Origin of the sequence: Paracoccus liaowanqingii (assembly GCF_004683865.2) — a bacterium.
Classification (GTDB): Bacteria; Pseudomonadota; Alphaproteobacteria; order Rhodobacterales; family Rhodobacteraceae; genus Paracoccus; species Paracoccus liaowanqingii.
Map to the genome: position 1 here is coordinate 3,050,667 of NZ_CP038439.1, position 12,092 is coordinate 3,062,758.

Here is a 12,092-nt window from a genome sequence, read left to right on the forward strand (position 1 = left end):
CCCACGAAACAGGCCGGCCCGCGACGGGCCGGCCCCTTTCCGGAAAGCGGCCCCGATCAGCCGCGCTTCTTGTCGTCGCCGAGATCCTCGAAATCGGCATCCACGATGTCGTCGTCGACATCGCGCGGGGCGTCGCCCTCGTCGCGGCCGGTCTCTTCGCCCGAGGCCTGCGCCTTGTAGATCGCCTCGCCCAGACGCATAGAGGCGTCCATGACGTTCTGGATGCCCGAGCGGATCTTGCCCGAGTCCTCGGACTTCAGCGATTCCTCAAGCGCGCCCACGGCCAGTTCGATTGCCTCGACGGTCGAGCTATCGACCTTGTCGCCATGGTCGGACAGCGATTTCTTGGTCGAGTGGATCAGGCTTTCGGCCTGGTTCTTGGCCTCGACCAGTTCGCGGCGGCCCTTGTCCGATTCGGCGTTGGCCTCGGCATCCTTCACCATCCGCTCGATATCCTCGTCGGTCAGACCGCCCGAGGCCTGGATGGTGATGTTCTGCTCCTTGCCGGTGCCCTTGTCCTTGGCGCTGACGGACACGATGCCGTTGGCGTCGATGTCGAAGGTCACCTCGATCTGCGGCATGCCGCGCGGCGCGGGCGGAATGTCCTCAAGGTTGAACTGGCCCAGCATCTTGTTGTCGGCCGCCATCTCGCGCTCGCCTTGGAAGACGCGGATGGTCACCGCGCCCTGGTTGTCCTCGGCGGTCGAGAAGATCTGGCTCTTCTTGGTCGGGATCGTGGTGTTGCGGTCGATCAGGCGGGTGAAGACGCCACCCAAGGTCTCGATCCCCAGGGACAGAGGGGTCACGTCCAGCAGCACGACGTCCTTGACGTCACCCTGCAACACGCCGGCCTGGATGGCGGCGCCCAGAGCCACGACCTCATCCGGGTTCACGCCCTTGTGGGGCTCCTTGCCGAAGAACTCGGTCACCTCGGCCACGACCTTGGGCATGCGGGTCATGCCGCCGACCAGGACGACCTCGTCGATGTCGCCCTTGGAGCAGCCGGCATCCTTCAGCGCGTCCTGGACGGGCTTCATGGTGCGCTTGATCAGGTCCGACACCAGGCTTTCCAGCTTGGCGCGGGTCAGCTTGACGACCAGATGCAGCGGGGTGCCGCTGTTCTTGTCCATGCTGATGAAGGGCTGGTTGATCTCGGTCTGGCTGGAGGAGGACAGCTCGATCTTGGCCTTCTCGGCGGCCTCCTTCAGGCGCTGGAGGGCCATCTTGTCCTTGGACAGATCGACGCCGTGTTCCTTTTTGAACTCGTCGGCCAGATAGTTCACGATCCGCATGTCGAAGTCTTCGCCACCCAGGAAGGTGTCGCCGTTCGTGGACTTCACCTCGAACAGGCCGTCGTCGATTTCCAGGATGGTGATGTCGAAGGTCCCGCCGCCGAGGTCGTAGACCGCGATCGTCTTGGTTTCCTTCTTGTCCAGACCGTATGCCAGTGCGGCTGCGGTCGGCTCGTTGATGATGCGCAGCACCTCCAGACCGGCGATCTTGCCGGCATCCTTGGTGGCTTGGCGTTGGGCGTCGTTGAAATAGGCCGGAACGGTGATCACGGCCTGGGTCACGGTCTCGCCCAGATAGCTTTCGGCGGTCTCCTTCATCTTCTGAAGGATCATCGCGCTGACCTGCGCGGGGGAATACTTCTCGCCCTGAACCTCGACCCAGGCATCGCCGTTTCCGCCATCCGCGATGGTGAAGGGGACCATCTTGCGGTCCTTCTCGACGGCCTCGTCGCCCATGCGGCGCCCGATCAGGCGCTTGACGGCAAAGACGGTGTTGGTCGGGTTGGTCACGGCCTGACGCTTGGCAGGCTGGCCGACCAGACGCTCGCCATCCGTGAAGCCCACGATGGACGGGGTGGTGCGTGCGCCTTCGCTGTTCTCGATGACCTTCGGCTGGCTGCCGTCCATGATCGCGACGCAGCTGTTGGTGGTGCCGAGGTCGATGCCGATGACTTTGGACATGTGTGTGTAACCTTTCTTGCGGCGATATTTGAGGCGTCGGGTCCGTTGCGGCCCCCGCAGCCCGATCCCTGGGTAAAAACCGGCCCGAGGGCTTCGGACCGCTTCGGGGGTGTATATAGGGATGCAATTCGGCCCCGCAAGCACTGCCGATGTGCAAAATCAGCGGACAAGCGCCCCGGAATGCGCCGAATACAGGGCGACCGTTACTGCCCCGCGCTCCAGCTGAGGGATTCGTATTTGCGCGTGGTGAAGTTGATCAGAAGACCGATCATCAGAAGCCCGATGGCGCAGTACATCGGATAGAACAGGAAAGTCCGGTGCGGCGAATAGTTGATGAACAGGTAGCCGCGTTCCTGGTCGATCAGATGGAACAGGGGGTTCCACGAGAACCAGGGAAGCATGAAGCCGGGCAGGGCATTTGCGACGAACATCTTGCCGGAGAAGATCATGTTGATCCGCTGGTAGAGGGTCGTCAGCACCCCGCTGACCTGCGGCGACCACGGGCGGATCCCCAGAAAGACCAAGCCTATGCAGCACCCCAGGAACCACGAGAGCAGGAACAGCAGTCCCGCCCCGAGGGGATCGAAAATGGTGAAGGGCTCGATCGCAAGATAATAGAAGACGAGGATCGCAAGACAGCCGATGCTCTGCCGATAGAGCACCGCCAGTGATGCACCGGATATCAGAATCGCTGCGTTCAGCGGTTCATGCTTGAGGATGCCGGTCGAGACCGAACTGCTGCCGGCGACCGCACCCACCGCCTGGACATGGGTGATGAACAGGAAGATGCCCGACATGATGTACAGCATGAAATCCCCGCGGATCGGCGAGGACCTCATGCCCATCAGCTGGTAGATCGCCACAAAGACGATGACCATCAGCAGGCTTTGCACGACGGTCATGATCAGTCCCACGACCGCATTGCGATGTTCGGTCCGCAGGTTGTAGACCGTCTGGTGATAGATCAGGGCAAAAGTGGTGAAGGCGGCCTGGAACAGGTTTCGGTTGTGACGCTGCTTGAACAAATTCCCGACGCTCCGCTTCAGGTGACAGGGCTGCTGCCCGGGATCGGGGCAGGTGGTCGCCCAGCGCTTGCCCAAGGCTTGCTGCCGCACCATAAGGGGTGCCGAACCTTCGCACAATCCGCCAGCGGGCCGCAGCCTGCCGGCAGGGAAAGGAAAACCGATGCAATTCGACCGATTGACCACCGAAATGCGGCGTCTGGCCCTGCAGGCGGGCGACAGGATCATGCAGATCTACGAGGCCGAGGATTTCGACACCCGCCTTAAATCCGATGATTCGCCCGTCACCGCTGCCGACGAGGCCGCCGACGCGCTGATCTCGGCCGGGCTGCGCGAGGCCTTTCCCGACATTCCGCTGGTCACCGAGGAACAGGCCGAGACGCATACCCAGTCCCTTCGGACCTTCCTGATCGTGGACCCGCTGGACGGGACCAAGGAATTCGTGCAGCGGCGCGGCGACTTCACCGTCAACATCGCCTATGTCGAGGACGGCATCCCGCTGCGGGGCGTCGTCTATGCCCCCGCCAAGGGCCGGCTGTTCTACACCACAGCCGATGGCCGCTCGGTCGAGGAGCAGGGTCCCTTCGGCGCGCAGCCCGGAGAGACCGCGCCCATCGGCGTCAACGCCACCCCCGACAATCGCGGGCTGATGGTGGTCGCCTCGAAATCGCATCGCGATGCGGCGACGGACGCCTATATCGACCGGTACGGCGTGCGCGACATGACCAGCGCGGGCAGCTCGCTGAAGTTCTGCCTGGTGGCGACCGGCGAGGCCGACCTCTATCCCCGCCTCGGCCGCACGATGGAATGGGACACCGCGGCGGGTGATGCGGTCCTGCGCGGCGCCGGCGGCGAGGTCGTGCGCTTCGACGACCACAGCCCGCTGAGCTATGGCAAGCCGGGCTTCGAGAACCCGTTCTTCATCGCCTACGCGCCCGGCGTCCTGCTGAAGAAAGGCTGAGCCCATGTCCGTCGTCATCGTCATTCCCGCGCGCCATGCCTCGACGCGCTATCCCGGCAAGCCCCTGGTCGAGCTGCGCGGCGCAAGCGGGCAGGCGCGCAGCCTGATCCGGCGCAGCTGGGATGCGGCCATGTCCGTGCCCGGCATCGACCGGGTGATCGTCGCGACCGATGATGACCGCATCCGCGACCATGCCGAAGGCTTCGGCGCCCAGGTCGCCATGACCAGCCCCGACTGCCGTAACGGGACCGAGCGCTGCGCCGAGGCGGTGGCCGCCCTGGCGACGCCCCCCGAGATCGTCGTGAACCTGCAGGGCGATGCCCCGCTGACCCCCGCCTGGTTCGTCGAGGATCTGGTCGCGGGCCTGCGTGCCGCGCCGAAAGCGCAGGTGGCCACGCCGGTCCTGCGCTGCACGGGCCGGATGCGCGCCGACCTGATCGACGACCGCCATGCGGGCCGCGTCGGCGGCACGACGGCAGTCTTCGGCCATGGCGGGCGCGCGCTCTACTTCTCGAAAGAGGTCGTGCCCTTCGTGCCGGACGCGATCGCGGATGACGCGCCCAGCCCGGTCTTCCACCATGTCGGGGTCTATGCCTATCGCCCCGAGGCCCTGGCCGAATACGCGACATGGCCCGAGGGCGTGCTGGAGCGGCTGGAGGGGCTGGAGCAGCTGCGCTTCCTCGAACGCGGCCGTCACATGCTGTGCGTCGAGGTCGAGGCCCGCGGACGGCAGTTCTGGGAACTTAACAATCCCCAGGATGTTTCGCGGCTGGAAAGCATGATGTCCGAGATGGGCATGGAATGATCCCGAAAGGTCATCACGACTGTCCTATCGTGAAATATTTGTATAAATGAACGGAAAGTCTTGGCGCCATACCGCCCAAGGCATAACCTGACGTTGAAATCATTGCCGATGCACATGTATCGGTATCATTGCGGCGGGATGGATCCCGCCGAACCATCAGAGGTATTCGACATGGGTCGCAAGGTCACGAAAGCCATTTTTCCGGTTGCTGGCTTGGGGACGCGCTTTCTTCCCACCACGAAGAGCATTCCGAAAGAGATGCTGTCCCTGGTGGACAAGCCGCTGATCCAGTATGCCATCGACGAGGCCCGCGCGGCCGGGATCAAGGAATTCATCTTCGTCACCTCGCGCGGCAAGGGATCGCTCGAAGACTATTTCGACCATGCCCACGAACTCGAATCAAGCCTCAAAAAGGCCGGCAAGGAAGAATTGCTGGAGATCCTGCGGGCCACGAACATGGAATCGGGCGCCATCGCCTATATCCGCCAGCACAAGGCGCTTGGCCTGGGCCATGCGGTCTGGTGCGCCCGCCGCCTGCTGTCCGATGACGAGCCCTTTGCGGTCGTGCTGACCGACGACGTCATCCAGGGAGAGCCTCCCTGCCTGCAGCAGATGATCGAGGCCTATGGCGAGACCGGCGGCAGCATGGTCGCCACGATGGAAGTCGCGGCGGACAAGGCCTCCTCCTATGGCGTGCTGGACATCGCCGAAGACATGGGCGCCATCGTTCGCGCCAAGGGCATGGTCGAAAAGCCGAAAGCCGGTACGCAGCCCTCGAACCTGGCCGTGATCGGGCGCTATATCCTGGCGCCGACCGTGATGAAGAACCTCAACAAGCTGAAGCAGGGCGCGGGCGGGGAAATCCAGCTGACCGATGCCATCGCAGAGGAGATCGAGGCCGGGCGCGACGTCTTCGGCCTGCGCTTCCGCGGCCAGCGCTTCGATTGCGGCTCCAAGGCGGGCTTCCTGCAGGCCACCGTCGCCTTCGGGCTGGAGCGGGACGAGCTGAAGGACGAGTTCGCCGAATACCTGCACCAGGCGTTGGCGATGCGCCGGGCGGCCGAATAACCCATGTCTGGCAAGGTACTGGTGACGGGCGGTGCGGGCTATATCGGCTCGCATGCCTGCAAGGCATTGGCGCAGGCGGGGTTCACCCCCGTCACGCTGGACAATTTCTCGACGGGCTGGCGCGATGCGGTCAAGTTCGGCCCGGTGGTCGAGGCCGACCTGATGGACCGCGCCGCACTGGACGCGGCCTTCGCCGAACACCGGCCAGTGGCGGTGCTGCATTTCGCGGCGCTCTCGCAGGTCGGCGAGGCGATGGCGGAACCCGGCAAGTACTGGCGCAACAATGTCGCGGGGTCGCTGAACCTGATCGAGGCGGCGGTGGCGGCGGGCTGTCTGGACTTCGTCTTCAGCTCGACCTGCGCGACCTATGGCGACCGCGACGGCGAGGTGCTGGACGAGGACACGCCGCAGGCGCCGCTGAACGCCTATGGCGCCTCCAAGCGCGCGATCGAGGATATCCTGGTCGATTTCGAGGCCGCCCACGGGCTTCGCCACGTCATTTTCCGCTATTTCAACGTCGCGGGCGCCGATCCTGACGGCGAGGTGGGCGAGTTCCACCGCCCCGAGACGCATTTGATCCCGCTGATCCTGGACGCGGTGGACGGCAAGCGCGCGGCGCTGACCATCCACGGCACCGACTATCCGACCGAGGACGGGACCTGCATCCGTGACTATGTCCATGTGATGGATCTGGTCGATGCCCATGTGAAGGGGCTGGAATGGCTGCAGACGGGCAAGGGCAGCAAGGTCTTCTGCTTGGGCACGGGCGACGGCTTCTCGGTCCGCGAGGTCGTGGACGCGACGCGCCATGTCACCAACCGACAGGTGCCGATGGTCGACGGGCCCCGGCGCGGCGGCGATGCGGTCAAGCTGGTCTGCGGCAGCCAGCGCGCCAAGACGGATCTGGGCTGGACCCCCGACCGGTCCACCATGAAGCAGATGATCGCGGATGCGTGGCGCTGGCACCAGTCGGGCGACTATCAGCGGTGAGCCTGGGCGGGGCGTGGCAGGCCTATCGCCTGCGCTGGAAACGCCGGGAGCTGATCTGGCGGGCGATCCGCGCCCGCAGCGCGCTGCAGGCCGTGGCCGACCGCACGGCGGCGATCCGCCCCGGTGACGTGCTGGCGGTCGCCACCCTGCGCAACGAGATCGCGCATCTGCCGGGCTTTCTGGACCATTACCGCCGCCTTGGCGTCGCGCAGTTCCTGATCGTGGACAATGGCAGCGACGACGGCTCGGACCGCTATCTGGCGGACCAGCTGGACGTGTCGCTGTGGCGCTGCAACGCCAGCTATCGCGAGGCTCGCTTCGGGCTGGACTGGGCGGGCGCGCTGCTGATGCGGCACGGGCACGGGCATTGGTGCCTGACCGTCGATGCGGACGAGCTGCTGGTCTATCCCCATCACGACACCCGCCCCCTGCCCCAGCTGACGGCCCATCTGGACCGCATCGGACAGCCCGGCTTGGGGGCGGTGATGCTGGACCTGTACCCCTCGGGCCCGCTTGGCACCGCCGACGCGCCCGAGGGCGTATCGCTGACCGACCGGCTGCCCTGGTTCGATCCCGGCCCGTGGAGAAAACGCCGGGTGTTGCCGAAACGCAACTTGTGGTTGCAGGGCGGCGTGCGCGACCGGGTCTTCTTCGCGGACGACCCCGACCGGGCGCCGACGGTGAACAAGCTGCCGCTGATGCGCTGGTCCTGGCGTCACGTCTATGTCAACTCGACCCATTCGATGCTGCCGCCGCAGCTGAACGACCTCTATGACGGACCGGGCGAGGCGCGCCTGTCGGGCGCGCTGCTGCACGGCAAGTTCCTGCCCGACATCGTCGCGAAATCGCACGAGGAACTGCTGCGCCGCCAGCATTTCAACGACCCCGACGCCTATGGCGGCTATCACCGGGCGGTCGCCGCCGGGCCGGTCCTGCGGAGCCCGGCATCGCTGCGGTTCCAGGGATGGCGCCAGCTGGTGGACCTTGGACTGATCGGGACGGGCGCATGGAGAGAATAACCAGTTCTTGCAAAAGCCCTTGCCAAGACGCGGGCCTCCTGCACATTGCTAGGGCATGACGCCGCACCCTTCCCTTGTAGCCCTTGTACGGTCGACATCATGCGTCTGAGCGATCTTCCCCTGCCCAATCGGCTGCGTCGCCGGACCGAGCGGCAGTACCTCGTGGCGCGGGCGTTCAACCGGCGCCGGGCGTTGAAATCGACCGTCAACCGCACCGGCAAGATCCGCAAGGGCGACATCCTGGCCTTCGTCACCATGCGCAACGAGCGGCTGCGCCTGCCCTATTTCCTGCAGTACTATCGCGACCTGGGGGTGAATCACTTCCTGTTCGTGAACAACGACAGCGACGACGGCAGCGGCAACTGGCTGGCCGAACAGCCCGACGTGTCGCTGTGGTGGACCAATGCCAGCTACAAGCGGTCGCGCTTCGGCATGGACTGGATCAACCGGCTGCTGATGACCTATGGCAACGGCCATTGGTGCCTGACCGTCGATCCGGACGAGTTCCTGATCTATCCGCATTGCGATTCCCGCCCCCTGCCGGCTCTGACGGACTGGCTGGACGCCTCGGGGCGGCGCAGCTTTCCGGCGATGCTGCTGGACATGTACCCGCGCGGCAACATCGAGGACGAGATCTACGAGGAGGGGACCGATCCCTTCCGCATCGCCCGCTGGTTCGATCCGGCCAACTACACGATCACCAAGAACTCCTACTACGGCAACCTGTGGATCCAGGGGGGGCCACGCACGCGGCGCTACTTCACCGCCGATCCGCTGTCGGGGCCGGCGCTGAACAAGACGCCTCTGGTCAAGTGGCACTGGCGCTATGCCTATGTCAGTTCGACCCACATGCTGCTGCCGCGATCACTGAACCTCGTCTACGAGGAAAACGGCGGCGAGCAGGCCTCGGGCTGCCTGCTGCATGCCAAGTTCCTGTCCAACTTCACCGAAAAATCGGCCGAAGAGCTGGATCGACGCCAGCATTATGCCAACAGCAAGGAATATCGGGCCTATCATGCGGGCCTGCGGCGCGGCACAACCCTGTGGTGCAGCGAGTCGCGCGAATATGACGACTGGCGCCAGATCGAGGATCTGGGGCTCATCTCTCGGGGGAACTGGGCGTGAGACGAGAGGTCCAGCTTGGGGTCGTCCTGCTGTGCCACGCACGGCTGGACGCGGCTGCCCAGATGGCCCGCATCTGGGTCGAGGGCGGCGCCCGCGTGGCCATCCATGTCGATGCCAAGGCCTCGGCCCGTTCGGTCGCGCGCATGAAGGACCAACTGGCCGACCTGCCCGGCATCGTCTATTCGCGCCGCCACCGCTGCGATTGGGGCCAGTTCAACCTGGTCCGCGCCACCCAGGACGCCGCGCAGGCGCTGCTGGACAGCTTTCCCGCCGTCACCCATGTCTATCTGGCCTCGGGGTCCTGCCTGCCGCTGCGCCCGGTGCGCGACCTGGCGGCCTATCTGGCGCGCGATCCCCATTGCGACCACATCGAAAGCGTCAGCGCGCTGGATGTCGGCTGGACCGTCGGCGGGCTGAACGAGGAACGCTTCACCCTGTATTTCCCGCTGGACTGGCGGCGCCATCGCTGGATGTTCGACCGGCTGACCGCCTGGCAGCGCAGGCTGGGCATCCGCCGCCGCCTGCCCAAGGGGCTGAGCCCGCATCTGGGGTCGCAATGGTGGTGCCTGACCGCCGCCACGCTGCGGGCCATCCTGGACGATCCGCGCCGGGCCGAGTTCGACCGCTTCTTCCGCATGGCCTGGATCCCGGACGAGAGCTATTTCCAGACCCTCGCACGGCGCCACGCGATCCGCATCGAAAGCCATTCGCTGACCTTGGCCAAGTTCGACCATGACGGCCGCCCCTACCAGCTGTACGACGACCACACCCTGATGCTGGAGGAATCGCGCTGCTTCGTGGCGCGCAAGGTCTGGCCGCAGGCCGCGCGGCTGATGGCGCATTTCCCCGTGCCCCCCGGGCCCCAGCCCGATGTCAGCCCGCCCCAGCCCCAACGGTTCGAGCGGCTGATCAACCGCACCGTCCGCCGCCGCCTGCTGGGGCGGCCGGGCCTCTACATGCAAAGCCGCTTTCCCCGCAAGGATTCCGAGAACGGCAAGACTTCGGCCCCCTATGCCGTCTTTCAGGGCTTCTCGGACATCTTCCCGGACTTCGAGACCTGGCTGGCCGGCAATGTCGAGGCCGATGTCCACGGCCACCTGCTGGGCCCCGAGATGGTCGAATTCGCCGGCCGCCCCGAGATCGGGCCCGGCGCGATCTCGTCCTCGACCGTGATCCGCGACCGTGATCCGCACGGCTTTCTGACCGCGCTGATCCGCATCTCGCCCCGGATGCAGATCTTCCAGTCCAGCCCGCGCGACAATCAGGCGCTGAACTGGTTCATCGCCACCGATCCCAACGCCCATATCCATGTCGTCACCGGCGCCTGGATGCTGCCGCTGCTGGAATCGGGCATGCCCTTCGACGACATCCGCCGCGTCACCGCCCTGCTGCAGCGGGCCGAGCTGACGCATCTGGACGTGCTGAACTCGGTCTGGGTCAAGGCGCGGGTGCATGTGCACGAGCTGACCGATTTCCTGGCCCGGCCGCAGGCGATGCTGTACCAGTCGCTGCAGCACCTGCCGCTGCGCCCCGGCGCACCGGTCGACGTGCCGCGGATGCGCGACCTGAACGGACTGTCGGACCTGTTGCGCCGCCTGCGCAATTCGGGCCTGCGCCCGCGCCTGTCGGGCGACGCCCTGCCCTTGCCCGAGCCTCCCATGACTGAAAGGACTGCCGCCGAATGACCTCTCCGTTCCGCCGCTTCGTCATCTTCGCCGAGATGCGCACCGGGTCCAACCTGCTGGAGGCGACGCTGAACGCGCTCAAGGGCGTCACCTGCTTCGGCGAGGCCTTCAATCCCTACATGATGGGCTGGCCCGACAAGGACGAGCTGGCGGGCATCACCCGCGACGAGCGCGAGGCCGATCCGCAGCGGCTGCTGACCAAGCTGTTCGACCGCCCCGGCCATCTGCCGGGCTTTCGCTACTTCCACGATCATGACCCCCGGGTCTTCGACGCGATCATGAACGACGCCGAATGCGCCAAGATCATCCTGACCCGCAATCCGCTGGACAGCTATGTCTCGACCAAGCTGGCCTGGGAAACCAACCAGTGGAAGCTGAACGAGACCGAGACCCCGATCCCCGCCGCCATCGCCTATGACGGGCCCGAGTTCCGCGACATGGTCTCGGCGGTGGAGCGCTTCCAGCTGCGGGTGATGCACCGGCTGCAGGTGACCGGCCAGACGGGCTTCTGGCTGGGCTACGAGGATCTGCGCGATGCCGAGGTGATGACGGGGCTGGTCCACTGGCTGGGCCGCACCGATATCGGGCGCGTCGAACCGGCCAGCGACCAGGTCCCCCAGAATCCGCGCGAGCTGGCCGAGAAGGTCCGCAACTTCGACGAGATGCAGGCCGACCTGCACCAGATCGACCCGTTCATGCTGCGCCGAATCCCGAATTTCGAACCCCGGCGCGGACCGTCCGTCCCCAGCTTCTCGGCCTGCGAGGCGGGGCACGGCCTGATCTACATGCCGGTGCGCTGCGGCCCAGGTCCGGCCATCCGCGGCTGGCTGTCGGGGCTGGGACCGGTCACCGGCGATCTGACCCAGACCAGCCTGCGCCAGTGGAAGCGCCAGCATCCCGGCCATCGCAGCTTCACCGTGCTGCGCCACCCGCTGCACCGCGCCTGGACGGCCTTTCGCCAGCTTCTGGACGAGGGCTCGGCGGACCTGCGCCAGCTGATGCGCAGCGTCCACCGCGTGGCCCTGCCCTCGGACGCCGATCTGGGCAAGCTGTCCCGGTCCGACCAGCTGGAGCTGTTCGCGCAGTTCCTGTCCTTCCTGCGCCGCAACCTGAACGGCCAGACCACCCTGCCCACCCATGCCGGATGGGCCAGCCAGTCCGAGGTGATCGCGGGCTTTGCCCGGGTGGCCACGCCCGACATCCTGATCCGCGAGGATCGGCTGACCCAGGACCTGCCCCTGCTGGCAGATGGCGCGGGGCTGGACGATGCCGGTCTGCAGCATCTCAGGATTGCCCCGATGCCCGAGTTCCTGCACGAAGCCTCGCTGTTGCAGGCGGCCCGGCAGGCCTATCTGCGCGACTACATCGCCTTCGGCTTCACCGACTGATCCCTTGCCCGGGGCGGCGCGCGACATTCGGCGCAGCGACGCGCGCTTGGCCCCGC

10 protein-coding genes are annotated in these 12,092 nt (G+C 65.9%); 8 read left to right on the plus strand and 2 right to left on the minus strand.

All coding sequences use genetic code 11. From position 1 onward, the window contains the following. Window positions 1-56: 56 nt before the first annotated feature. Both dnaK and E4191_RS14745 read right to left on the minus strand, forming a co-directional pair. Entirely contained in the window at window positions 57-1,973 is a 1,917-nt protein-coding gene (gene dnaK, locus E4191_RS14740; protein ID WP_135314068.1) for a molecular chaperone DnaK, read from the minus strand. A gap of 203 nt (window positions 1,974-2,176) precedes the next feature. Beyond that, window positions 2,177-3,223, minus strand: coding sequence for an ABC transporter permease (locus E4191_RS14745; RefSeq protein WP_228461363.1), 1,047 nt, complete (start codon window positions 3,221-3,223; stop codon window positions 2,177-2,179). Here E4191_RS14745 and cysQ point away from each other — a divergent pair. From cysQ to E4191_RS14785, 8 genes are all read left to right on the plus strand, one after another. After that, window positions 3,159-3,956, plus strand: coding sequence for a 3'(2'),5'-bisphosphate nucleotidase CysQ (gene cysQ / locus E4191_RS14750; protein WP_135314069.1), 798 nt, complete (start codon window positions 3,159-3,161; stop codon window positions 3,954-3,956). The two genes, E4191_RS14745 and cysQ, sit on opposite strands and share 65 nt — an antisense overlap. A gap of 4 nt (window positions 3,957-3,960) precedes the next feature. After that, window positions 3,961-4,761, plus strand: a complete 801-nt coding sequence (locus E4191_RS14755; protein WP_135314070.1) for a 3-deoxy-manno-octulosonate cytidylyltransferase — start codon at window positions 3,961-3,963, stop codon at window positions 4,759-4,761. Between the two features lie 171 nt (window positions 4,762-4,932). Continuing rightward, window positions 4,933-5,829: a UTP--glucose-1-phosphate uridylyltransferase gene (locus E4191_RS14760; RefSeq protein ID WP_135314071.1), complete on the plus strand. Its 897-nt coding sequence runs from the start codon at window positions 4,933-4,935 to the stop codon at window positions 5,827-5,829. A gap of 3 nt (window positions 5,830-5,832) precedes the next feature. Next, window positions 5,833-6,819, plus strand: a complete 987-nt coding sequence (galE, locus tag E4191_RS14765) for a UDP-glucose 4-epimerase GalE (protein WP_135314072.1) — start codon at window positions 5,833-5,835, stop codon at window positions 6,817-6,819. Then, the gene (locus E4191_RS14770) at window positions 6,816-7,838 is read left to right on the plus strand and encodes a glycosyltransferase family 2 protein (RefSeq protein ID WP_135314073.1); all 1,023 of its coding nucleotides are present in this window, start codon (window positions 6,816-6,818) and stop codon (window positions 7,836-7,838) included. Before galE ends, E4191_RS14770 begins: the two co-directional genes overlap by 4 nt. A gap of 99 nt (window positions 7,839-7,937) precedes the next feature. Further along, window positions 7,938-8,963, plus strand: coding sequence for a glycosyltransferase family 2 protein (locus E4191_RS14775; RefSeq protein ID WP_135314074.1), 1,026 nt, complete (start codon window positions 7,938-7,940; stop codon window positions 8,961-8,963). Then, entirely contained in the window at window positions 8,960-10,648 is a 1,689-nt protein-coding gene (locus tag E4191_RS14780; RefSeq protein ID WP_228461365.1) for a beta-1,6-N-acetylglucosaminyltransferase, read from the plus strand. The genes E4191_RS14775 and E4191_RS14780 overlap by 4 nt, the downstream gene beginning before the upstream one ends. Then, window positions 10,645-12,036 carry a hypothetical protein gene (locus E4191_RS14785; RefSeq protein WP_135314075.1) on the plus strand — a complete coding sequence of 464 codons (1,392 nt, stop codon included), beginning with the start codon at window positions 10,645-10,647 and terminating at the stop codon, window positions 12,034-12,036. Before E4191_RS14780 ends, E4191_RS14785 begins: the two co-directional genes overlap by 4 nt. The last annotated feature ends 56 nt before the right edge of the window (window positions 12,037-12,092 follow it).